Origin of the sequence: Vibrio sp. Vb0304 (assembly GCF_033338995.1) — a bacterium.
GTDB lineage: Bacteria > Pseudomonadota > Gammaproteobacteria > Enterobacterales > Vibrionaceae > Vibrio > Vibrio alginolyticus.
Map to the genome: position 1 here is coordinate 246,891 of NZ_JAWOTT010000004.1, position 23,357 is coordinate 270,247.

25 protein-coding genes and 2 tRNA genes are annotated in these 23,357 nt (G+C 45.6%); 21 read left to right on the plus strand and 6 right to left on the minus strand.

From position 1 onward, the window contains the following. Nucleotides 1-26: 26 nt before the first annotated feature. Nucleotides 27-920: a LysR family transcriptional regulator gene (locus R7P35_RS09120; RefSeq protein ID WP_017633561.1), complete on the plus strand. Its 894-nt coding sequence runs from the start codon at nucleotides 27-29 to the stop codon at nucleotides 918-920. A gap of 91 nt (nucleotides 921-1,011) precedes the next feature. Here the strand turns inward: R7P35_RS09120 and tkt are convergent, their stop codons facing one another. Continuing rightward, the gene (tkt, locus tag R7P35_RS09125; RefSeq protein WP_005381028.1) at nucleotides 1,012-3,006 is read right to left on the minus strand and encodes a transketolase; all 1,995 of its coding nucleotides are present in this window, start codon (nucleotides 3,004-3,006) and stop codon (nucleotides 1,012-1,014) included. 315 nt (nucleotides 3,007-3,321) lie between these two features. Here tkt and metK point away from each other — a divergent pair, with 315 nt between their 5' ends. From metK to ruvX, 8 genes are all read left to right on the plus strand, one after another. After that, entirely contained in the window at nucleotides 3,322-4,476 is a 1,155-nt protein-coding gene (metK, locus tag R7P35_RS09130; protein ID WP_005381027.1) for a methionine adenosyltransferase, read from the plus strand. A gap of 402 nt (nucleotides 4,477-4,878) precedes the next feature. Further along, nucleotides 4,879-5,676, plus strand: coding sequence for a DUF2189 domain-containing protein (locus tag R7P35_RS09135; RefSeq protein ID WP_005381026.1), 798 nt, complete (start codon nucleotides 4,879-4,881; stop codon nucleotides 5,674-5,676). 68 nt (nucleotides 5,677-5,744) lie between these two features. Beyond that, on the plus strand, nucleotides 5,745-6,242 hold the full coding sequence (locus R7P35_RS09140) for a SprT family zinc-dependent metalloprotease (protein WP_005381025.1): 498 nt from the start codon (nucleotides 5,745-5,747) through the stop codon (nucleotides 6,240-6,242). Nucleotides 6,243-6,392: 150 nt separating this feature from the next. Further along, on the plus strand, nucleotides 6,393-7,088 hold the full coding sequence (gene endA / locus R7P35_RS09145) for a deoxyribonuclease I (RefSeq protein WP_005381023.1): 696 nt from the start codon (nucleotides 6,393-6,395) through the stop codon (nucleotides 7,086-7,088). 113 nt (nucleotides 7,089-7,201) lie between these two features. Further along, nucleotides 7,202-7,933 carry a 16S rRNA (uracil(1498)-N(3))-methyltransferase gene (rsmE, locus tag R7P35_RS09150; RefSeq protein ID WP_005381022.1) on the plus strand — a complete coding sequence of 244 codons (732 nt, stop codon included), beginning with the start codon at nucleotides 7,202-7,204 and terminating at the stop codon, nucleotides 7,931-7,933. A 13-nt stretch (nucleotides 7,934-7,946) separates the two neighbouring features. Continuing rightward, nucleotides 7,947-8,897 (plus strand): glutathione synthase, encoded by a 951-nt coding sequence (gshB, locus tag R7P35_RS09155; RefSeq protein ID WP_005381021.1) that lies wholly within the window; start codon nucleotides 7,947-7,949, stop codon nucleotides 8,895-8,897. 128 nt (nucleotides 8,898-9,025) lie between these two features. Beyond that, on the plus strand, nucleotides 9,026-9,589 hold the full coding sequence (locus R7P35_RS09160; RefSeq protein WP_005381020.1) for a YqgE/AlgH family protein: 564 nt from the start codon (nucleotides 9,026-9,028) through the stop codon (nucleotides 9,587-9,589). A 35-nt stretch (nucleotides 9,590-9,624) separates the two neighbouring features. Next, complete coding sequence (gene ruvX / locus R7P35_RS09165; protein WP_005381017.1) at nucleotides 9,625-10,050, plus strand: Holliday junction resolvase RuvX; 426 nt, start codon at nucleotides 9,625-9,627, stop codon at nucleotides 10,048-10,050. A gap of 61 nt (nucleotides 10,051-10,111) precedes the next feature. On the opposite strand, the gene R7P35_RS09170 is transcribed toward ruvX, so the two are convergent. Together R7P35_RS09170 and R7P35_RS09175 are read right to left on the minus strand one after the other, a co-directional pair. Beyond that, nucleotides 10,112-11,218 carry a PilT/PilU family type 4a pilus ATPase gene (locus R7P35_RS09170; protein WP_005381016.1) on the minus strand — a complete coding sequence of 369 codons (1,107 nt, stop codon included), beginning with the start codon at nucleotides 11,216-11,218 and terminating at the stop codon, nucleotides 10,112-10,114. A 30-nt stretch (nucleotides 11,219-11,248) separates the two neighbouring features. Continuing rightward, a complete protein-coding gene (locus R7P35_RS09175; RefSeq protein ID WP_005381015.1) occupies nucleotides 11,249-12,289 on the minus strand; it encodes a type IV pilus twitching motility protein PilT in 1,041 nt (346 codons plus the stop codon). Between the two features lie 28 nt (nucleotides 12,290-12,317). On the opposite strand from R7P35_RS09175, the gene R7P35_RS09180 reads away from it, so the two are divergent. From R7P35_RS09180 to hemW, 7 genes are all read left to right on the plus strand, one after another. Further along, a complete protein-coding gene (locus R7P35_RS09180; RefSeq protein WP_005384521.1) occupies nucleotides 12,318-13,019 on the plus strand; it encodes a YggS family pyridoxal phosphate-dependent enzyme in 702 nt (233 codons plus the stop codon). Between the two features lie 159 nt (nucleotides 13,020-13,178). Further along, nucleotides 13,179-13,997 carry a pyrroline-5-carboxylate reductase gene (proC, locus tag R7P35_RS09185; RefSeq protein ID WP_042521294.1) on the plus strand — a complete coding sequence of 273 codons (819 nt, stop codon included), beginning with the start codon at nucleotides 13,179-13,181 and terminating at the stop codon, nucleotides 13,995-13,997. Nucleotides 13,998-14,049: 52 nt separating this feature from the next. Beyond that, a complete protein-coding gene (locus tag R7P35_RS09190) occupies nucleotides 14,050-14,607 on the plus strand; it encodes a YggT family protein (protein WP_005381012.1) in 558 nt (185 codons plus the stop codon). Next, a complete protein-coding gene (gene yggU, locus R7P35_RS09195) occupies nucleotides 14,607-14,897 on the plus strand; it encodes a DUF167 family protein YggU (protein WP_005381011.1) in 291 nt (96 codons plus the stop codon). Before R7P35_RS09190 ends, yggU begins: the two co-directional genes overlap by 1 nt. Before the next feature lie 128 nt (nucleotides 14,898-15,025). Continuing rightward, a complete protein-coding gene (locus tag R7P35_RS09200) occupies nucleotides 15,026-15,457 on the plus strand; it encodes a DUF4426 domain-containing protein (RefSeq protein WP_005381010.1) in 432 nt (143 codons plus the stop codon). A 118-nt stretch (nucleotides 15,458-15,575) separates the two neighbouring features. Continuing rightward, nucleotides 15,576-16,178: an XTP/dITP diphosphatase gene (locus R7P35_RS09205; RefSeq protein WP_005381009.1), complete on the plus strand. Its 603-nt coding sequence runs from the start codon at nucleotides 15,576-15,578 to the stop codon at nucleotides 16,176-16,178. 18 nt (nucleotides 16,179-16,196) lie between these two features. After that, complete coding sequence (gene hemW / locus R7P35_RS09210; RefSeq protein WP_064368779.1) at nucleotides 16,197-17,375, plus strand: radical SAM family heme chaperone HemW; 1,179 nt, start codon at nucleotides 16,197-16,199, stop codon at nucleotides 17,373-17,375. A 90-nt stretch (nucleotides 17,376-17,465) separates the two neighbouring features. Here hemW and glsB read toward each other — a convergent pair whose 3' ends face one another. The 3 genes from glsB to trmB form a co-directional block, all read right to left on the minus strand. Beyond that, nucleotides 17,466-18,386, minus strand: coding sequence for a glutaminase B (gene glsB, locus R7P35_RS09215; RefSeq protein WP_005381007.1), 921 nt, complete (start codon nucleotides 18,384-18,386; stop codon nucleotides 17,466-17,468). A gap of 98 nt (nucleotides 18,387-18,484) precedes the next feature. Beyond that, nucleotides 18,485-19,513 (minus strand): TRM11 family SAM-dependent methyltransferase, encoded by a 1,029-nt coding sequence (locus R7P35_RS09220; protein ID WP_005384509.1) that lies wholly within the window; start codon nucleotides 19,511-19,513, stop codon nucleotides 18,485-18,487. A 17-nt stretch (nucleotides 19,514-19,530) separates the two neighbouring features. Next, nucleotides 19,531-20,250 carry a tRNA (guanosine(46)-N7)-methyltransferase TrmB gene (gene trmB, locus R7P35_RS09225; RefSeq protein ID WP_005384506.1) on the minus strand — a complete coding sequence of 240 codons (720 nt, stop codon included), beginning with the start codon at nucleotides 20,248-20,250 and terminating at the stop codon, nucleotides 19,531-19,533. Between the two features lie 203 nt (nucleotides 20,251-20,453). On the opposite strand from trmB, the gene mutY reads away from it, so the two are divergent. The 5 genes from mutY to R7P35_RS09250 all read left to right on the plus strand — a co-directional run bounded on the left by mutY (nucleotide 20,454) and on the right by R7P35_RS09250 (nucleotide 23,357). Further along, nucleotides 20,454-21,530: an A/G-specific adenine glycosylase gene (gene mutY / locus R7P35_RS09230; protein WP_042521302.1), complete on the plus strand. Its 1,077-nt coding sequence runs from the start codon at nucleotides 20,454-20,456 to the stop codon at nucleotides 21,528-21,530. Between the two features lie 19 nt (nucleotides 21,531-21,549). Further along, complete coding sequence (locus R7P35_RS09235; protein ID WP_005381002.1) at nucleotides 21,550-21,822, plus strand: oxidative damage protection protein; 273 nt, start codon at nucleotides 21,550-21,552, stop codon at nucleotides 21,820-21,822. Nucleotides 21,823-21,899: 77 nt separating this feature from the next. Then, the gene (gene mltC / locus R7P35_RS09240) at nucleotides 21,900-23,039 is read left to right on the plus strand and encodes a membrane-bound lytic murein transglycosylase MltC (RefSeq protein WP_005381001.1); all 1,140 of its coding nucleotides are present in this window, start codon (nucleotides 21,900-21,902) and stop codon (nucleotides 23,037-23,039) included. A 100-nt stretch (nucleotides 23,040-23,139) separates the two neighbouring features. Further along, nucleotides 23,140-23,215: transfer RNA gene (locus tag R7P35_RS09245), tRNA-Phe, on the plus strand. A 66-nt stretch (nucleotides 23,216-23,281) separates the two neighbouring features. Next, nucleotides 23,282-23,357 (plus strand) — tRNA-Thr (locus tag R7P35_RS09250).

Sequence of the window (23,357 nt, forward strand, 5' to 3'; positions counted from 1 at the left end):
ATAACGCAGTAAGGAGTAAAAGAAATATGCACGACTTAGCATCAATTAGAGCCTTTGATGCGCTCAATCAGCATAAAAGTTTGACAGCCGCTGCTAAAGCCCTTAATCAGCCAAAATCAACGCTAAGTCGTCGCTTGGCACAATTAGAAGAAGACTTCGGTCAGGCTCTAACCGCCAGACAAGGTAATCGATTAGTTCTGACAAGAGCTGGAGAAATCTTTGCCCACTACAGCCGCCAGATTCTTGAGTTAAGTGAAGAGAGTTATGATGCACTTCAAGGTTTAACGAACCAAGTTTCAGGGCCACTGCATATTGTTTGTCACACTGCCTTAGTTAGAAGCTGGCTCGGCGGCGTACTCAATCGTTTTCTTGCTGATAATCCCGATGTTAGAGTTCAACTTACCAGTGACTTTTCTGAGGCGCATCACGACCCAGATTTGTTCATCTGGCTCGGTGAACGTAAAGAGCTAGACTGGCGAAAAGAAGTGCTGGGGGTATTTCGCTATACGCCTTTTGCCTCTCCAAATTATCTAAAACAACATGGGCCTATACCGCACCCCAAAGAACTTGAAGCACATCCATGGATCGATTTTGGTTCAGTGCAAGAAAATGGATTGATGCTAGCACACCCTCAACACGGTGAGTTCTTTTTAGAGCCCTTTGTTAGTCGCTTATACAGCGACAACATAGCAATGCAAATAGACAGTATCGCGAATGGTCATGGTATTGGACTGCTGCCGACTTGGACAGCATGCGGCTATGAGAAACATCACCCAGGGCGAATCACACCTTGCTTAGAAGGTTGGCTTTCTGAGCCTATTTCCATTAACTGCTATACACCAGCAGGACGACCACCACTGCGCTTATCCGTACTTTTAGACTGCATTCACCAAAGCATTCCACAAGGTTGGAAAACCTGACAAAAATAAAAAGGCCATCATAATGATGGCCTTTCTAACTTTAGCGTTTAACAATCGTCGTTTACGTTCGACTGTTTAGACGGTCCTGCAATTACGCTAGCAATTCTTTTGCTGTGTTCACTACGTTTTCAGTCGTGAAGCCAAACATCTCGAATAGCTGACCAGCAGGTGCAGATTCACCGAATGTTGTCATACCGATGATGCGACCGTCGAAGCCTACGTACTTGTACCAGAAATCCGCAATGCCCGCTTCAATAGCGATACGTGCCGTTACGTCTGATGGCAGTACAGATTCACGGTAAGCAGCGTCTTGTTTGTCGAATGCGTCTGTTGATGGCATTGAAACAACGCGTACTTTCTTGCCTTCTGAAGTTAGTTGCTCAGCGGCTTTCACTGCAAGCTCAACCTCAGAACCTGTTGCGATAAGGATTAGCTCAGGCTTACCTTCGCTATCTTTCAGGATGTAAGCACCTTTCGCGATGTCTGCGACTTGTTCAGCAGTACGCTCTTGTTGCGCTAGGTTTTGACGAGAGAAGATAAGTGCAGTTGGTGCATCTTTACGTTCAATCGCTAGTTTCCATGCAACTGCAGACTCAACTTGGTCACATGGGCGCCATGTGCTCATGTTTGGAGTTACACGTAGAGACGCCATTTGCTCAACAGGTTGGTGAGTTGGGCCATCTTCGCCAAGACCGATCGAATCATGCGTGTAAACTTGGATGTTCTGAATTTTCATCAGCGCAGCCATACGCATTGCGTTACGAGCGTATTCCATGAACATTAGGAATGTTGCGCCGTAAGGAACGAAACCACCGTGCAATGCGATACCGTTGATGATAGCAGTCATACCGAATTCGCGTACACCGTAGTGGATGTAGTTGCCAGAGAAGTCCTCCGTTTCTAGAGACTTAGAACCAGACCACATGGTCAGGTTAGAAGGCGCTAGGTCAGCAGAACCACCCATAAACTCAGGAAGCATTTGACCAAACGCTTCTAGTGCATTTTGCGATGCTTTACGTGATGCAATGTTCGCTGGGTTTGCTTGAAGATCGGCAATGATTTGGTTCGCTTTTTCTTCCCATTGTGCAGGAAGTTCGCCGTTTAGACGACGTTTAAGCTCTGCCGCTTCAGCAGGGTAAGCTGCAGCGTATGCTTCGAATTTTTCATTCCAAGCTGCTTCTTTCGCGGCGCCCGCTTCTTTTGCATCCCACTCAGCGTAAACATCTGCCGGGATCTCAAATGGGCCGTACTCCCAACCTAGGTATTCGCGAGCCGCTTGGATTTCATCGTGACCTAGTGGTGCACCGTGACAGTCGTGCGAACCAGACTTGTTAGGAGAACCGAAACCGATAATTGTTTTGGTACAGATAAGCGTAGGACGTGGGTCCGCTTTTGCTGCTTCAATTGCTGCGTTGATCGCGTCTGAGTCGTGACCATCGACTGCTGGGATTACATGCCAGCCGTACGCTTCAAAACGCTTAGGTGTATCGTCAGAGAACCAGCCTTCAACATGACCGTCGATAGAAATGCCGTTGTCATCCCAGAACGCGATCAGTTTGCCTAGACCTAACGTCCCAGCAAGAGAGCATGCTTCATGCGAGATGCCTTCCATTAGACAGCCGTCACCCATGAACACATACGTAAAGTGGTCAACGATATCGTGACCTTCTTTGTTGAACTGTGCCGCTAGTGCTTTCTCTGCGATCGCCATACCAACAGCGTTAGTGATGCCTTGACCTAGAGGACCCGTTGTTGTCTCGATACCAGGCGCGTAGCCGTACTCTGGGTGACCTGGGGTTTTTGAGTGCAATTGACGGAAGTTTTTCAGATCGTCAATAGATAGCTCGTAACCGCTTAAGTGCAGTAGAGAGTAAATAAGCATTGACCCATGACCGTTTGACAGCACAAAGCGATCGCGGTCGGCCCACTCTGGGTTTGAAGGGTTATGGTTTAGGTGAGAGCGCCAAAGAACTTCAGCGATATCAGCCATACCCATTGGTGCGCCTGGGTGGCCTGAGTTAGCTTGTTGAACACCATCCATGCTTAGAGCACGAATTGCATTGGCAAGATGTTTACGAGACGACATGTCTGCTCCTGAGTACATTAAGCGAAACGAAAAGTAGGTCATAATTCTCTCAAAGCCCTGTTGGGTGTGCAAACGTTTTCCAGTCCAAAACCTCACAAATATTGCACCTTTCGCGCCAAATCGTTCGAAGTTCTTAAAATTATCAATAAATCAGGCAAACGTTTGGTTATAACAAAAACCAAAAAAGAGCTTGTAATTCGAGCAATCAAATTTAGAATAGACGTCTAGATGTAGATACACCTACAAAAATTAGTATTAATTTGCGCTGGAGAGTTTATCATTCCCCAGTTTTAAACCAGATATAGTGGAGCTAACATGGCTAAGCACCTGTTTACTTCTGAGTCAGTATCAGAAGGTCATCCAGATAAAATTGCAGACCAGATTTCTGATGCGGTTCTTGACGCGATTCTAGAGCAAGATCCAAAGGCTCGTGTTGCATGTGAGACTTACGTTAAAACCGGTATGGTAATGGTGGGTGGTGAAATCACGACTTCAGCATGGGTAGACATCGAAGAGTTAACTCGTGAAACCGTTCGTGAAATCGGCTACGTACATTCAGATATGGGCTTTGACGCAGATTCTTGTGCGGTACTAAACACAATCGGTAAACAGTCGCCAGATATCAACCAAGGTGTTGATAAAGCTGACCCTAAAGAACAAGGTGCAGGCGACCAAGGCATCATGTTTGGTTACGCTTGTAACGAAACTGAAGTACTAATGCCAGCGCCAATTACTTACTCTCACCGTCTTGTTCAAAAGCAAGCAGAAGTTCGTAAAAACGGCACACTACCTTGGTTGCGTCCTGATGCAAAATCTCAGGTAACATTCCAATACGATCAAGGTAACATCGTTGGTATCGACGCGGTTGTTCTTTCAACTCAACACTGTGACTCAATCTCAACTTCAGACCTGCGTGAAGCGGTAATGGAAGAGATCATTAAGCCAGTGCTACCTTCTGAGTGGATCAACAAAGAAACAAACTTCTTCATTAACCCAACCGGTCGCTTCGTAATCGGTGGTCCTATGGGTGACTGTGGCCTAACTGGTCGTAAGATCATCGTAGATACCTACGGCGGCGCAGCTCGTCACGGTGGCGGTGCGTTTTCTGGTAAAGATCCATCAAAAGTTGACCGTAGTGCAGCATACGCAGCACGCTACGTAGCGAAAAACATCGTAGCGGCAGGCATGGCTGACCGTTGTGAGATCCAACTTTCTTACGCAATCGGTGTTGCTGATCCAACGTCTATCATGGTGGAAACGTTCGGTACTGAGAAAGTATCTCACGACATCATCATTGAAGCGGTTCGTCAATTCTTCGACCTACGTCCATACGGTCTACAAGAAATGCTTAACCTTCTTCAACCTATCTACAAGAAGACAGCGGCTTACGGTCACTTCGGTCGTGAAGAATTCCCGTGGGAAGCGACAGACAAAGCTGCACTTCTACGCGATTTCGCTGGCATCAAATAATCAAGCCAAGCAAGAATCAATCAAGCCCTCGCCTATGGCGGGGGCTTTTTATTTTCAGCAACTTTTATCCAGCCATTTCGGCTCATACCGCCCTGCCCCACAAAGCAGTCCTGTTTCTCCCTCATTTTTATACCGAATAAATTTTAAGCAATTATTTGTAAATTATCCCATCTCCGCCAATAGTTAAAATATTGTTAACTCCAATTTAAATAGAGACGTCGGATGCTGGCGACTGTGGAAGCAACACTTAAGTAAAGACATGAGTCAGGCATCTTTATGGCCGATACCAAACTAAGCCAATGCTCAGATGTAAACTTGAAAAAGTCGCTTCAAGTTTGACTGAACAAAAACCGCTGTCAGTTGGTATAAGCGGATAATGTGGGAATAAATCAAGGAGGAGTTATGCCTCGAACTGTTAATCCATCGGACTTCCACAACAAACGAAAGGAAGTGCCAGACAACGAATACGCCAGAACCATACCGTGCAATACGGTCAATCTTTCTGCACCTTTTCATTGGCTCGCATTAGGTCTGCATGATTTCGTGCGAATGCCGCTTATTAGTGCTTTCTATGGCATCTGTTTTATGGCTGCTGCGATAGGCATTGTTTTGCTCGTACAGTGGCAAGGCACACACTTAGTCGTCATGCCCAGTTTGATTGTTTACATGTTAATCGGTCCGTTTCTCGCGCTGGGCTTGTATGATGCCAGTTGGGAGAGAGAGCGCGGACACAAAGCAAGCTTGTTCCATTCAATGAAAGCGATCGGTCGTAACTCAACATCTCAATGGGCGTTCGCCGTGTTACTCGCAGTGTGTATGATATTTTGGATGCGCATTGCCGCTCTACTTCATGCACTCTACCCTTCTGTTCAAGGGGCACCTTTAAGTGAGTTCCTACCCTTCCTTGTCATCGGCTCTTTAGTTGGCTTTGTTTTGGCTTGTGTGGTGTTTAGCATTTCAGCCTTTTCTATTCCTCTCATGATGGAGCGTCGTGTAGACATGATGACCGCTGTATTTACCAGCTTTAATGCAGTGAAATCCAACATTCCAGCAATGATTGTTTGGGCAGCGATCATCTGTGGCGGTATTCTTATCGGCTTTGCGACCTACGGGATCGGAATGTTGTTTACCATGCCAATTCTAGGCTACGGTACATGGCACGCTTACCATGCCACCATCAAGAAAAAACACACACCATAATTAACTGATGCTATGATCTGGCCCTCGCAAATGCGGGGGCTTTTTTATTTAATTTATCGAGGTGAATTGTGGATATAGAACTCAGCTATAAAGCCAAGCAAGTGATGGCGGGCTGTATCGCGATGGCGGAACAAGCTTTCAAACGTTCTTTCCCGATTCCAACAATCACCTTCGACGTCCGTGGGAAAGCGGCAGGAAAAGCCTACCTTCAATTAAATCAAGTACGCCTAAACCCTGTTTTATTTCGCGAAAACACCCAAGCATTCTTAGATGAAGTCATTCCTCATGAAGTAGCACACCTGATTACTTATCAGGTTTACGGGCGAGTAAGGCCTCACGGTAAAGAATGGAAAGGCGTCATGGAAGCCGTATTTAACGTACCAGCCAAAACCACTCACAGCTTTGAAGTAAAATCCGTTCAAGGTAAAACCTTTGAGTATCGTTGTGGTTGTATGACCTACCCTCTATCGATTCGCCGTCATAATAAAGTGCTGCGCAAAGAGGCGACGTACTCTTGTCAAAAATGTCGCCAACCACTTAACTTCACCGGCATTCAATTATCGTAGCCCTTACCTCATAGTGTTACTTGCGTTCCCAAAATAAAAATCGAGTTGATCAAAACCTTCCCTTCGCCACTTATTGTTAACTTACTCATCACTAAAGCTATTTTATGAGTGTTATCATGAATAAAGTCATACTTTATAAAGACTTTTATCATGAAATACTTACTCTCTCTGTTGCTTATCGCGCTTTCTAGCACTGCGATTGCCGCGCCACCGAGCTCATTCTCTGCTGCCAAACGTGAGGCGGTCAAAATTTATCAAGACCATCCAACAAGCTTCTACTGTGGCTGTAACATTCAATGGCAAGGCAAGAAAGGCTTACCCGATTTAGCCTCTTGCGGCTACCAAGTCCGTAAACAAGAAAAACGGGCTGCACGAATCGAATGGGAGCACGTTGTTCCTGCGTGGCAATTTGGCCACCAGCGTCAATGCTGGCAAGATGGCGGACGTAAAAACTGTAAGAAAAAAGACGAAACTTTTCGTTTGATGGAAGCAGACTTGCACAACCTAACTCCTGCTATTGGTGAAGTAAACGGTGACCGTTCGAACTACAACTTCAGCCAATGGAACGGTATGGATGGCGTAAGTTATGGTCGCTGTGAGATGCAAGTGAACTTTAAGCAGCGTAAAGTCATGCCACCAGACCGTGCGCGTGGCTCAATTGCTCGCACCTATCTATACATGAGCAAAGAGTACGGTTTCAAACTGTCGAAGCAGCAAACGCAATTAATGAGTGCTTGGAACAAAACCTATCCTGTCGATAAATGGGAATGTGAGCGTGACGAGCGCATTGCAAAAGTACAGGGCAATCACAACCCATTTGTTCAAGAAGCCTGCCGCGCACTGTAACCTCCGACCTCGAAGCGTTTCAATTACTGATATTGAAACGCTTCTTGCCCCTTGTTTTTTCGGTGCAAAGCATCCATGTTAGGGTTTAAGTTTATTCTCTTGCTGGAAATCTCATGCGTACCCCTCGAATTTATCATCCAGAAACCATTCATCAACTTGGCTCACTTGCTTTAAGTGACGACGCAGCAGGCCATATCGGTCGTGTTTTGCGCATGAAAGAAGGCCAAGACGTTCTCCTTTTTGACGGCAGTGGCGCAGAGTTCCCAGCGGTTATCAGTGACGTCAGCAAGAAATCAGTTTTGGTTAACATCACCGAGCGCTTAGAAAACAATATTGAATCCCCTCTAGATCTGCACCTTGGTCAAGTCATTTCACGTGGCGATAAGATGGAGTTCACCATCCAAAAGTCTGTTGAACTTGGCGTCAATACCATCACTCCTCTGATTTCTGAACGTTGTGGCGTCAAGCTTGACCAAAAGCGTTTTGAGAAAAAACTCGCGCAATGGCAGAAAATCGCCATCAGTGCCTGTGAGCAATGTGGGCGTAATGTCGTGCCCGAAATTCGTCCAATTATGAGCTTGGAAGAGTGGTGTAAAGAAGAGTACGATGGTTTAAAGCTTAACCTTCACCCTCGTGCTAAATACTCAATCAACACTTTGCCAACCCCGGTTGAAAAAGTGCGCCTACTGATCGGTCCTGAAGGCGGTTTATCGTCTGAAGAAATCGAGATGACTCGAGAATACCAATTTGAAGAAACGCTACTCGGCCCTCGCGTTCTGCGTACCGAAACAGCGGCTCTGACAGCAATTACAGCCTTACAAGTTCGTTTCGGCGATCTTGGTTAAACGGAGAAAAATAATGATCAAACTCGGTATCGTAATGGACCCAATCTCGTCCATTAACATCAAAAAAGACTCTAGCTTTGCCATGATGCTTGAAGCGCAACGACGCGGCTATGAAATCCACTACATGGAAATGAATGATCTGCATCTCGATCAAGGCGTTGCCATTGCAGATACTAAAGTGGTAGAACTAAAAGAAGATCCAAACGGTTGGTACGAGTTCAAATCAGAGCAAACTATCGAACTGTCTGAGCTAGACGCGGTGCTAATGCGTAAAGATCCTCCGTTTGATACTGAATACATCTACGCGACTTACATCCTTGAGCGTGCAGAAGAACAAGGTGCACTGATCGTTAACAAGCCTCAAAGCTTACGTGATTGTAACGAAAAGCTGTTTACAGCATGGTTCCCAGAGCTGACACCTACAACGATCGTGACGCGAAAAGCAGAGAAAATTAAAGAATTTCGTGAAAAACATGGTGATGTCATCCTGAAACCGCTTGATGGTATGGGTGGCGCGTCCATCTTCCGTGTAAAAGAAAACGATCCAAACGTCTCTGTAATCATCGAGACATTGACTAACCACGGTCAAAACTACGCAATGGCACAAACCTTCGTGCCAGACATCAGCAACGGTGACAAACGTATCCTAGTGGTAGATGGCGAACCTATGCCTTACTGTCTAGCACGCATTCCTGCTAAAGGCGAAACGCGCGGCAACCTAGCCGCTGGTGGTACTGGTGAAGCTCGTCCGCTAAGCGAAACCGACCTCAAAATTGCGCAAACCGTTGCCCCGACACTGAAAGAAAAAGGCCTTATCTTTGTTGGCCTTGACGTAATTGGCGACAAGCTAACAGAAATCAACGTCACCAGCCCAACCTGTATTCGCGAAATTGAAGCAGCTTTTGATATCTCAATCACAGGCAAGCTGATGGATGCGATTGAGCGTCGAGTAAAAGGCGAATAACTCAAACTGTATTACAGTTAATAGAGAGCGTAGTACATTAACTTAAGCAAACTCATGCACATACCTAGATGATAAACTGTATGATGTTTGCTTAAGGGCATTTACGAGAGTTAAGGGTCAGTATGAGTATGAATCTCACAAATCACTTTTTGGTTGCCATGCCTGGGATGAAAGATCCGTACTTTCAAAACAGCGTGATCTACGTTTGTGAGCACAACGAAGACGGCGCTATGGGGCTGATGATCAATGCTCCTGTTGATATCACCGTCGGCAACATGCTCAAGCAGGTGGAAGTTCAGCCAGTACACCCGCGCCTATTTGAAGCCAGTCTAGATAGACCAGTTTACAATGGCGGCCCAATCTCGGAAGATCGTGGCTTTATTTTGCATAAACCCAAAGATTACTACGAGTCCAGCGTCCAAATGACCGATGACCTCGCGGTAACCACTTCGCGTGATATTCTGTCGGTGTTAGGAACAGAAGCAGAACCAAGTGATTACTTAGTGGCACTTGGCTACTCCGGTTGGAGTGCAGGCCAATTAGAAAGTGAGCTGGTCGAAAACTCTTGGCTCACCATTGAAGCGACGCCTGAAATTATCTTTAATACACCAATCAACGAGCGTTGGAAGAAAGCGGTCGAAAAGCTGGGCATCGACCCAAGTCACCTTTCAGCAGACTCTGGACATGCTTAGTCCAAATATACAGTTACATTAGATAGAGACACCTTATGTCACGCACAATTATGGCTTTTGACTTTGGAACCAAAAGCATTGGTAGCGCTATTGGCCAAGAAATTACTGGTACAGCTTCCCCATTAAAAGCCTTTAAAGCCAATGACGGTATTCCAAACTGGGACGATATCGAAAAGCAAATCAAAGAGTGGCAACCAGATTTGCTAGTGGTCGGTTTACCGACCGATCTGCATGGTAAAGACCTTGAGACCATAACCCCTCGTGCACGAAAATTTGCTAAGCGTCTGCAAGGCCGATACGGATTGCCAGTTGAACTGCATGATGAGCGTTTATCTACAGCAGAAGCTCGTGCGGAGTTGTTCAGCATGGGCGGCTACAAAGCCCTATCGAAAGGTAATGTTGACTGCCAGTCAGCAGTGGTGATTCTAGAAAGCTGGTTTGAAGCCCTTTGGGGTGAGTAAACACTTCAAGCACAATGAAAAAAGGTTGGCTCCTGCCAACCTTTTTTGTTTCTGGATTGGATTAATCCATATCGATCTTAACGTTCGCCAAACTGCCCGTAGAGAATGCTTCACCACGCTGCGTTTTCAACATCAAGCGCAGATCATTCGCCGAGTCGGCACTATGTAGTGCATCCTCTTCGCTGATCTTACCTTGCATCACTAACTTATAAAGAGATTGATCGAACGTCAGCATACCAAACTCATTTGAGCGAGCCATGGTTGACTTCAACTCATGTAAATCTCCGCGACGAATCAAATCCGACACACGTGGGCTATTTAGCAAGATCTCAAATACACCATGACGTCCCTGCCCATTTTTATCTCGGATCAGCTGCTGACCAACCACGCCTTTTAGGTTCATCGACAAATCGAACAAGAATTGTTCTTTTTGATCTTTCGGTACCAAGTGAAGAATGCGCTCTAAAGCTTGGTTTGCATTGTTGGCGTGCAACGTTGCCATACACAGGTGACCCGTTTCGGCGAAGGTCATCGCGTATTCCATTGTTTCACGGCTACGGATCTCACCAATCAAAATCATATCTGGTGCTTGGCGCAGCGAGTTTTTAAGCGCAACTTCATAGCTTTCCGTATCTAACCCAACTTCGCGTTGAGTCACGATACAGCGCTTGTGTTCATGCACGAATTCGATCGGATCTTCGACCGTCAAAATGTGCCCGGTTTTATTGCTGTTTCGATAGCCTGTCATCGCCGCCATGGTGGTCGATTTACCCGATCCAGTAGCACCGACCACCAGCACCAAACCACGCTTAGCTATCGCCAAATCTTGCAACACTAACGGTAACTTTAACTGCTCAAAAGTAGGAATATTGGTTTCAATACGACGAATCACTGCGCCTGGTAACTCGCGTTGAAAAAAGGCACTCACACGGAAGCGACCACAATCTCTCACAATGGCAAAATTCGACTCGCGACTTTTACGAAATTCCTGACGCCGATCTGGTTCCATAGCGCTGTCGAGTAATGCAGCCACATCGCTCTCGGTAAGTTTTTCCCCTTGCGGACGCAATTCGCCATCCACACGAAATAGAATTGGCGCTCCAACCGTGATGTAAAGATCCGACGCTTTCAGCGCCAGCATGCCTTCGAGAAATTTATCTAGATCCATCTTCCGTATTCACCATTATCTGTATGAACGTTACGAGAATTGCTGCACTTCTAATCCGATCTTACTATCGACCTCTTCACGAGCAACCATGCCTTGCGCCATTAACTGACGAGCATTTTGCTCCATGGTTTGCATGCCGTGAGCCGCACCTGTTTGAATGATCGAATACATCTGCGCGACTTTGTCTTCGCGGATCAAGTTGCGAATCGCAGGCGTTGCCATCATAATTTCATGGCATGCAATACGGCCACCACCATTACGCTTCAGAAGCTTTTGCGCGATAACCGAACGAAGGGACTCAGATAGCATCGAGCGAACCATATCTTTATCACTACCAGGAAACACATCGATAATACGGTCAATGGTTTTTGCCGCCGAGCTGGTGTGCAACGTCCCGAAAACAAGGTGACCGGTTTCAGCCGCTGTCAGCGCTAGACTGATGGTTTCTTTGTCACGCATCTCACCAACCAGAATAACGTCTGGGTCTTCGCGCAATGCACTACGCAAAGCATTTTGGAAACTATGGGTGTCACGGTGAACTTCACGCTGGTTGATCAAACATTTATTGTTGTTGTGAACAAATTCAATCGGATCTTCAATTGTGAGTACATGCTTGTTGTGATTACGGTTAATGTAGTCAACAATGGCTGCTAAGGTCGTCGATTTACCTGAACCTGTTGGGCCAGTGACTAGAACTAAGCCTTTTTCAGCGTTCGCAATTTTTTTGAAGATCTCTGGCGCTTCTAGCTCTTCCAGAGTTGGAATGCTACTTGGAATGGTACGAAATACTGCCGCACAACCGCGAGATTGGTTGAAAGCGTTGACACGGAAACGGCCAACGTTATGCAACTCAAAAGAGAAATCGACTTCGAGTTTTTCTTCGAACTCACTGCGTTGGGCATCGTTCATGATTTCGAAAACCAAACGATGCACTTCTTGGTGTGTAAACGCTGGAATGCCTAGTTTTCTCACATCCCCATCAATACGAACCATTGGTGGGACACCTGCAGAAAGATGTAGATCCGAGGCATTATGTTTTACACTAAAATCCAGTAACTCAGTGATATCCATTTAAAATCCTTAAGTCTAAAGTACAGCTATGAGTAGTATTCAACAAAATATTGAACATATCACCTCTCAAATTCGATATGACGAGCAAAAATGTGGTCGAACTCCAGAGTCAGTGCAACTTCTAGCGGTAAGCAAAACTAAACCTGTCGAGGCAATTCTCGAAGCCTACCAAGCGGGACAAACCGCCTTTGGTGAAAACTACGTTCAAGAGGGCGTCAGTAAAGTTCAGCACTTTGCCGAGCATTATCCAGATAATCGAATCGAATGGCACTTCATTGGCCCGATTCAATCCAATAAATCGCGACTTGTTGCTGAACATTTCGATTGGGTTCACACCATCGATCGAACCAAGATAGCTCAACGCCTGAATGATCAGCGGCCAAGCGAACTTAAACCGCTACAAGTTCTGATTCAGGTTAACACCAGTGGTGAGGCATCTAAATCTGGCGTCACTGAAGCGGAAGTATTCGAGCTGGCGGAGTTGATTTCTCGCCTACCCAACCTCACTTTAAGAGGGTTGATGTCGATTCCTGCCAACGTGTCTGACTACGAATCACAACTCCGTGAATTTCAGAAGTTGGCTACGTTGAAGCAAACACTCGAAGCACAGTTCCCAGAAATCGATACATTATCAATGGGAATGAGTGGTGATATGACCGCTGCAATCGAAGCTGGTAGTACAATGGTTCGTATTGGAACCGCTATTTTCGGCGCACGAGACTACAGCTAAATCAACAAAACGCTCACTCGCGACATAAGTTATGTCGTCAATCGTTAGAGCGTAAATGCGCAATCATCTTACTCGCCAATAGGAGCAGTAAGTAACAGCGGCGCCATTATACACCTGGGCGCACAACAAATTCTAAATATCATGATGGAAATCAGACAAATGGAACATAAAAAAATCGCCTTCATTGGTGCTGGCAACATGGTGAGAGCCATTGTTTCAGGCTTGGTTGCTAACGGATACCCAGCGCAAAACATTACCGCGACAGCTCCTTCAGAGGCTCGCCGCCTTCTGCTAGAACAAGATTTTGGCATCCGTACCACCAGCGATAACATCCAAGCTGCGACCGAGGCGGATGTGGTGGTATTGTCTGTAAAACCGCAAATGATGGCTGATGTCTGTAAACCACTGCAATCGATCGATTTCACTAATAAACTGGTGATTTCTATTGCCGCAGGCATCAACTGTTCACGATTGGATGATATGCTAGCCACCAAATTGAACTTGGTTCGTGTTATGCCAAATACGCCATCACAACTTGGGTTGGGTATGAGTGGTTTATTCGCACCAACTCATGTAACCGAGCACGACAAAGCTTTTGCCGCAGAGTTAATGGAATCGGTCGGTAAAGTATGCTGGGTTGAGCAAGAGTCTGGCATCAATAATGTGATTGCCGCAGCGGGCAGTGCTCCAGCATACTTCTTCCTGTTTATGGAAGCGATGCAAGCAGAAGCGATTGAGCAAGGCTTTGATAAAGAGACCGCTCGACTATTGGTTCAGCAAGCGGCACTGGGCGCGGCCAGTATGGTGGTTAGCAACCCAGAAACTGAGCTATCAACCCTGCGTGAGAACGTAACATCGAAAGGTGGGACAACGGCAGAAGCACTGCGTACATTCAACGAACATCAACTTTCAGATATTGTCGCTAAAGCCATGCAAGCTGCTGTGGCTCGCGCGGAAGAAATGGAAAAACTGTTTTAATTATTTGGATGAACTCCGTTTAGTATCATCCATCACTTGTTAAGGGTACCTTATGAATTCAATGAGTTTTCTCATCTCAACCCTATTTGACCTGTACATCATGGTCGTAATTTTGCGAATTTGGTTGCAAGCTGCGCGCGCAGACTTCTACAACCCATTCTCGCAATTCATAGTAAAAGCGACTCAGCCGGTCATTGGTCCATTGCGCCGCGTTATCCCTTCCGTGGGGAATATTGACCTAGCAACCGTGTTGTTTGCCTACGTGTTGTGTGTGCTTAAATTTGTCGTGCTTATCCTAATAGCTTCGAACGGTTCCGTCTCTTTCAGCGCTGACTTCTTATTCTTGGGCTTATTATCATTAATCAAAGCCGCAGGTGGCCTATTGTTCTGGGTACTATTGATCCGTGCAATTTTGAGCTGGGTAAGCCAAGGCCGCAGCCCTATCGAGTACGTATTCCATCAACTGACCGAGCCAATGTGCGCTCCAATCCGTCGTATTCTTCCGGCTATTGGTGGTCTTGATTTAAGCGTACTGGTGTTATTTATCGGCTTGCAGTTCGCGAACTTCTTAATGGGCGATATCATTGGTCCAATTTGGTTCCAGCTATAATGTCAGCTGCAGTTTGGCAAGATGGTGAGGACATCATCCTGAAGCTCTATATTCAACCTAAAGCTAGCCGCGATAAAATCGTTGGCTTGCATGGTGAAGAGCTAAAAATCGCCATTACTGCTCCACCTGTCGATGGCAAAGCTAATGCACACCTAACTAAGTTCTTAGCCAAGCAGTTTAAAATCGCTAAGGGCTTGGTTCACATAGAAAAAGGTGAATTAGGACGGCACAAACAAATTCGGATAGAATCGCCTACCCAGATACCGACAGAAATTAAAGCCATCATATGATGGCTTTTTATTTACGATTTTGTACCACACTTACTAATACCAACGACTGAGTACGCATTTTTTACCCCCTGACCAAGGTAAAATTGCAGCTATGGTTGTTTTATAACAAGTGCTTTGAGGAAGTAACAATGAGCAAATGGATTACCGCATTACTGATTAGCCTGTTGTCGTTACCAAGCTTCGCCGATCAGTTTAAAAATATGAAAGATATCGAAGTACACTATGTAGCGTTTAACTCAACATTCCTAACACCCAAAGTCGCACGTAGCTACGATATCAAACGTAATGGATACCTCGCTGTGGTTAATATTAGCGTGTTAGATAGAGCTTCATTGGGTAAGCCAGCATTAGAAGCAAAAATTGCTGGACGCGCGAAGAACCTTATCGGCCAAACTCAGACCTTGACCTTTCGTGAAGTCAAAGAAGGCAATGCGATATACTATTTAGCCGAACTGCCAATTACCCACGAAGAAACTTTTACTTTCGATATTGACGTAAAAGCTGGAAACAAAGGCTCAGGTAAGCTTAAATTCACCCAGAAGTTTTATGTTGAAGAGTAATTGGGTTGTGATGTTCCAAAAGCTTTTGGATCTAAGCAGGCTAAAAACCACTTATTAGTTAAAGAATATCTAGAGGAGAACGATTTGTTCTCCTCTATCACTATTAAAAGAGATTCCCATGAAAAAAATTGTGCTAGCAACTGGTAACCAAGGCAAAGTTCGTGAAATGGCAGATTTGTTGTCTGACTTCGGCTTTGAAGTATTAGCGCAAAGTGAATTCAATGTATCGGAAGTAGCTGAAACGGGTACAACTTTCATTGAAAACGCAATCATTAAAGCTCGCCATGCCGCACAAGAAACAGGGCTTCCTGCCATTGCAGACGACTCTGGATTAGAAGTCGATTTCTTAAAAGGCGCTCCGGGCATTTACTCTGCACGTTACGCAGGCGAGAGCGCATCTGATCAAGAGAATCTAGAAAAATTGCTAGCGGCAATGGAAGGCGTACCAGAAGCAGAGCGTACAGCACGTTTCCACTGCGTATTAGTCCTCATGCGTCACGAGAACGACCCAACGCCTATCGTCTGTCACGGTAAATGGGAAGGCCGAATTCTAACTGAAGCACACGGTGAAAATGGCTTTGGCTACGACCCAATCTTCTTTGTTCCTGAAGACAACTGTGCGTCAGCCGAACTTGAACCTGCACGTAAGAAACAACTGTCTCACCGCGGTAAAGCGCTCAAGTCGTTGTTTGCTCAACTGTCTGAGCAAGTGTCTCAGTAATCACGAGCGAATTAGACCATGTTAACGCCCCCAGCACTCAGCTTGTATGTACACATCCCTTGGTGTGTGCAAAAGTGCCCGTATTGCGACTTTAACTCTCACGCGCTCAAAACCGAGATTCCAGAAGAAGAGTACATCAGTGCCCTTTTAGAAGATTTGGATACCGACATTGAGAAATACCGACTTAACGAAGCGCCACGTCCACTGCATTCAATCTTCATTGGTGGTGGTACGCCGAGTTTGATTTCGGCAGAAGGCATCGAGCGTCTACTTAAGGGCATTGAAGCGCGTATTCCGTTCAAGCCTGAAATCGAAATAACCATGGAAGCGAACCCAGGCACCATCGAAGCAGAGCGTTTTGTTGGCTACCGTAAAGCCGGGGTAACGCGTATCTCTATCGGCGTGCAAAGCTTTGAGCAACAAAAGCTTGAGCGTTTGGGGCGTATTCACGGCCAAGACGAAGCCGTCAACGCTGCTCAGCTGGCGCACCAAATCGGTTTGAACAGCTTTAACCTCGATCTCATGCACGGCTTACCTGATCAAAGCATCGAACAAGCCTTGGCAGATTTGGACAAAGCGATTGAGTTGGCACCGCCGCACTTGTCTTGGTATCAGCTGACCATCGAACCAAACACCATGTTCTACTACAAGCCACCAACGCTACCTGACGATGATGACTTGTGGGATATTTTCGAGCTCGGACACCAAAAACTTGCAGCCGCGGGTTATGTGCAATATGAAATCTCCGGTTACAGCAAGCCGGGCTATCAGTGTCAGCACAACCTCAACTACTGGCGCTTTGGTGATTACCTTGGTATCGGTTGTGGCTCTCATGGCAAACTCAGTTTTACCGACGGACGTATTATTCGAACGACAAAGGTAAAACACCCGCGAGGCTATTTAGCGGCTTATCAAAATATGGTCAAACCTTATCTGCATACAGAACATGTCGTCGCGGATGAAGATCGTCCATTCGAGTTTTTTATGAACCGATTCCGCTTAATCGAAGCCTGTCCGAAGCAAGATTATGTGGACACCACGGGCTTACCGCTTAGTACGATTCAAGAAACCATCGACTGGGCGATAGAAATGGGCTACCTGAGTGAAACGCCTACCCATTGGCAAATTACTGAAAAAGGGAAGCTCTTCCTTAATGATTTGCTCGAAGCCTTTATGGCCGAAGAAAGCGAAGAGTAACGCAACCCCAAAACAAAAAAAGCCTCTCAATTGAGAGGCTTTTTATTTAGAAACTGTGCCGTCCTAAATAAGGTTGACACATTTCCAACATTAGAAAATTGAACGGCCAATTCGCTCTGAGAGCAGCTCAAGCGCCTTAGTACCCGCAAGCGAGTTACCTGAAGGATCAAGCTCTGGAGACCATACTGAAATAGTCATTTCACCAGGTACTACCGCGATAATGCCACCACCAACACCAGACTTACCAGGCATACCAACGCGATAAGCAAACTCGCCCGCGCCATCATACAAGCCACACGTTGCTAACAGTGCATTAAGTTGTTTGGTTTGCACAGGAGAAACTACAGGCTTACCCGTTTGTACCGATGTGCCCTTGTTTGCTAAATAGCTAAACGTTTTAGCCAAATCGACGCAACTCATCTTCAGCGCACAAGCGTGGAAGTAGTTTTGTAGTACTGGAATCACCTCATTTTCGAAGTTGCCAAACGAGCGCATGAGATATGCAATCGCCGCATTACGATCACCATGCATCATTTCGGATGCCGCAACGACTTTGTCATACACAATATGGGTATCACCAGAAAGCTGACGCACAAATTCCAACAGGCGCTGACGAGGTGCAGATAAGCGAGTTTGTAACAAATCTGCCACTACTATCGCTCCAGCATTTATAAATGGATTACGAGGAATACCTTGCTCCATTTCTAGCTGGATTAGCGAATTAAATGCCTGCCCCGAAGGCTCTTTTCCCACTCGAGACCAAATTTCTTCTTGCTTGTACAAGCACATCGCTAACGTCAAGCTCAATGCTTTTGAAATAGATTGGATAGAGAAAGGTTCATCGGCATCACCCGCCTTAATAACCTCACCTTCGTTGGTGTATACCGCAATACCTAACTTGTTGCTAGGTACTTTTGCCAGAGCAGGAATGTAATCAGCCACTTTACCTTGGCCGATTAAAGGGCGTACTTCCGCCAAAATATCTGTCAAAATTTCCACTGTCGGTTTCATTCTCTACCTTCTATTTACAAGAGAACTCGTTGAGCTCAGAGGTAAAAAAAGCCAACGTGTCGTTGGCTTTTCCATAGGGTTCGTTCGACTCAAGTCGATTATGGTTTTACTGCCACAATAATATTGCGGTTGATAGATTGATCAACACGGTGAAGATAACCGATGTAAGGCTCTTCTGAAAGTACCTTCCAACCTTGCTCTTCAAATAATGCCGCGACATCTTTCCATTTCAATGTGAATTCATTGAAAGACAACACCACTGAACCTTGCTTTTTCAATACCACTTTCCATGCAGGCAGAGCCTCTTTTAAAAGCTCTAGTGGACTACGGTTCAGTTTGCTGTCCTTGGCATTTTTGCTGCCGTGCTGCACGCCATAAGGCAGATCAGACACCATCACATCAACTGAGTTCTTTTTCACGACTTGATCAGCGATACGAGTATCAGCCGAATACAGCTTCATAAACTGAAGATTGCCTTGGTTGTAATCTTCTTTATTTGCTGCAGCTTCAACCACGAAACCATCCGCCACTTTCTTGCCACCCGCAGTGCGCTTTTCTTTGCTCACTTTGTGCTTAAAGCGGCCATTCTTCATGAACTTAACAATAAAGGTCTGGATCTCTTGCACCCACTTGGCGTTGATCTCAACCCCTACCACGTTCAAACCGTGGATCAAGCCTTCAAATAAGGTTGTACCTTTACCACACATTGGATCCATTAAGGTCAGTTGTTCACTTCCCGTATTGGACGCACTAATGCCGATATTCACCATCAAACGGGTAAACTGTTCGTTTGTTTTCCCGGTGTAGCGCAAAATCTGGCTCATACTTTCCGGGAAAGTGTTAAATACGGGCGCTTGAACTGGTCGAAGTAAACCATCTTCGCGCACTTCAAATAGCGCATAGTAAATCGAAGAGGCTGCGATTCTTCGCGCCTGCTCATCGGTTAGCGCTTCCTGACAAGAAAACACCAACGCAGCAGGTAAGCCAACGTCTTTACTACCAATTTCTGTCACATCCACGCCTTGTGAAGCTAAAATTGCTTTTAGCTCAGAACAGGCAATGGTCATTGCGCTATCAAAGTAAATTCGGTTATGACCCGGATTCGCTAATATCGCGTAATGGTACATCCCATGAACTCCTCTGGTTACGCAATACGCTTATATTTGATATCCCAAACACCGTGACCAAGACGGTGACCACGAGCTTCAAACTTCGTTAGCGGGCGATCGTCTGGACGAGGAACGAAATCACCATCTTTAGCAATGTTTTCGAAACCTGGCGCTTGGTTCATCACTTCAATCATGTGCTCTGCGTAGTTTTCCCAGTCGGTCGCCATGTGGAAAATACCTTCATTAGGGATAAGCTTCTCACGCACCATTTCCGCAAAACCTAATTGAACAATACGACGCTTGTGGTGACGCTTCTTATGCCAAGGGTCTGGGAAGAACAATTGCAGTGTCGATAAGCTGCCATTTGGGATCATGTGTTCGAATACTTCTACCGCATCGTGACACATTACACGCAGGTTAGTAATTCCCGCTTCGCGAGCATCGGCAAGACAAGCACCAACGCCTGGGCTATGAACTTCGATACCGATGAAGTTTTTCTCTGGCGCGTTCTTTGCCATTTCAACCAATGAAGCACCCATACCAAAACCGATCTCAAGCACTACTGGGTTATCGTTGCCAAACACCTCTTTCCAATCGAGAAGTTCAGCTTTGAAGTCAATACCCATCGTAGGCCAGCATTCATTCATCGCGCTCTCTTGACCTTTAGTCAAACGCCCTTCACGGCGTACAAAGCTGCGGATTTTGCGGATCAGCTTTCCGTCTTCGTTGTATTCGTTAGTGGTTACTTCACTCATTGATTTTGCCTGCACATTGATTAATCAAAGCGGGGATTATCCAAAGAATTTACTTAGGTGCAAGTATTTGTTGAGCTCTTGGTCTATGGCAACCCAAAAGCAACGACACACCTCTTTATATCCCTACTGTTTATCCGTTGTACTTCTTGCCCATTATGTGGTGCAATTTTGCACCTAACCAATAATAGAATACAGAGCAAGTCGTGACACCTTTCGCCAGTGCCATCCTAGAATGGTATGACGCATATGGAAGAAAAGATCTTCCGTGGCAACAAAATAAGACCGCATACAGTGTCTGGTTGTCTGAAATTATGCTTCAGCAAACTCAGGTCACTACGGTTATTCCGTATTACCAACGTTTCTTGGAACGCTTTCCAACCGTGATCGATCTTGCCAATGCTGAGCAAGATGAAGTCCTACACCTTTGGACTGGCTTAGGGTATTACGCCCGAGCCCGTAACCTTCACAAAGCAGCACAAGAGGTCGCCTCTACATACAATGGTGAGTTTCCTCTTGATATAGAGAAAATGAACGCCCTACCGGGGATTGGTCGCTCTACTGCTGCCGCCATTTTATCGTCTGTGTATAAACAACCACACGCGATTCTTGATGGTAACGTGAAGCGCACTCTATCCCGCTGTTTCGCAGTCGAAGGATGGCCAGGACAAAAAAAGGTTGAAAACCAGCTGTGGGAAATTGCCGAAACGCATACCCCACAAACGGATGTAGATAAGTATAACCAGGCAATGATGGACATGGGCGCAATGGTCTGCACACGCAGCAAACCCAAATGTAGCCTCTGCCCTGTTGCTGATCTGTGTGTGGCAAAGCAACAAGGTAATGTGCTCGACTACCCGGGCAAAAAACCGAAGAAAGATAAACCAATCAAGCAAACTCGTTTCGTGATGCTTCACCACAACACCGAAAATGGTCATGAGGTGTGGTTGGAGCAAAGACCACAAACAGGCATTTGGGGTGGCTTATTCTGCTTCCCACAAACCGAACATGTGGATGCAGAAAGCGACATTGAATTGCTACTGGATCAACGCGGCATTCAAGCCAGCAATATCAAACAGCAGCAAACACTGATTACCTTTCGTCATACCTTTAGCCATTACCACCTAGATATCACGCCAATTTTGATTGATTTATCAAAGCAACCGGACGTGATAATGGAAGGCAACAAAGGTCTTTGGTATAACTTATCTAAACCTGAAGAAGTCGGTTTAGCCGCGCCAGTAAAACTATTGCTGGAAACGCTACCCCACGAACTTCGTTAATTGAATACAAGGAGTCATTATGAGCCGCACTGTATTTTGTGCTCGACTAAAGAAAGAAGGCGAAGGTCTAGACTTTCAACTTTACCCTGGTGAACTAGGTAAACGCATTTTCGACAACATCTCGAAAGAAGCGTGGGCTCAGTGGCAACACAAACAAACCATGTTGATCAACGAGAAGAAACTCAACATGATGGATCCAGAACACCGCAAACTGATCGAAACAGAAATGGTAAATTTCCTCTTTGAAGGAAAAGACGTTCATATCGAAGGTTACACACCGCCGAGCGAATAAAGTCGCTTGAGTTAAACAATGACATCACAACCATTTGTGGTGTCATTTTTCTATTACCTTCAATAACTCTGATACTTATGAAAAAAATTGTCTTTATTGCTGCCGCACTTTTAATGGCAGGCTGTAGCCGTGAATTCGTCGAAAAGATTTATGACGTCAACTACGAGCCAACAAACCGTTTTGCCAATAACTTAGCTGAGCTACCAGGACAATTTGAAAAAGATACTGCGGCGCTAGATGCCTTAATCAATAGCTTTTCAGGCAATATTCAAAAGCGCTGGGGTAAAAAAGAAATCAAGTACGCTGGCAAGAGTAATTACGTTAAGTACATCGATAACTACCTTAGCCGCGCCGAGGTCGACTTTCGCAAAGGCGTGATCACGATAGAGACCGTATCACCGACCGAGCCCCAAAAACACCTAAAAGACGCGATTGTCACCACCTTATTAACACCAGACGATCCCGCGCACGTCGACTTATTCTCCTCTAAAGGTATCACGTTAGAGGGGCAACCATTCCTGTATAAACAAGTGGTCGACCAAGACAATAAGCCAATTCAATGGTCTTGGCGGGCAAACCGATTTGCGGAATACCTCATCGCAAATAAAATAAAAACCAAAAATGTAGATTTCAAGAAAGCGTATTACGTCGAAATTCCCATGGTTGAAGACCACTTTTCAACTCGCAGCTACCAATACGCCGATATCGTGCGTCGAGCTTCCAAGAAATACGACATTCCAGAAGACTTGATATACGCCATTATTAAAACCGAGAGCAGTTTCAACCCATACGCGGTAAGTTGGGCAAATGCGTATGGCCTAATGCAAGTTGTACCTAAAACAGCGGGACGAGATGTGTTCAAACTCGTGAAAAAGCGCTCGGGCCAACCAAGCCCTGAATATTTGTTTAATCCAGAAAACAACATAGATACCGGTACTGCGTATTTCTATATCTTAAAAAATCGTTATTTAAGAGAAGTCCGCCACCCTACCTCTCTCGAGTACAGCATGATTTCAGCTTACAATGGCGGTACTGGAGGAGTTTTAAACACATTTCATCGCAGTGATCGCAAACGCGCAATGCAAGATCTTAATTCATTGCAACCCAACCAAGTTTATTGGGCGTTAACCAAGAAACACCCGAACGCAGAAGCGCGTCGCTACCTAGAAAAAGTTACAAATTTCAAAAAGGAATTTAACTCGAAGCAAACTTTGTAGTGACAGTTGAATAAAAAGCGTTCGAACAACCACTTTTTTGAAATTATTTAAAAAAAGTGGTTGACGCAACGCGGGAAAATCCGTTTAATAGCGCTCCGTTGCCCGGATAGCTCAGTCGGTAGAGCAGAGGATTGAAAATCCTCGTGTCGGTGGTTCGATTCCGCCTCCGGGCACCACAATTTGATTTGTTGGTGTCTTAACGAAATGTTATAACACGGACAAAAGCACAAAAAATAAAGTGTGCCGACTTAGCTCAGTAGGTAGAGCAACTGACTTGTAATCAGTAGGTCACCAGTTCGATTCCGGTAGTCGGCACCA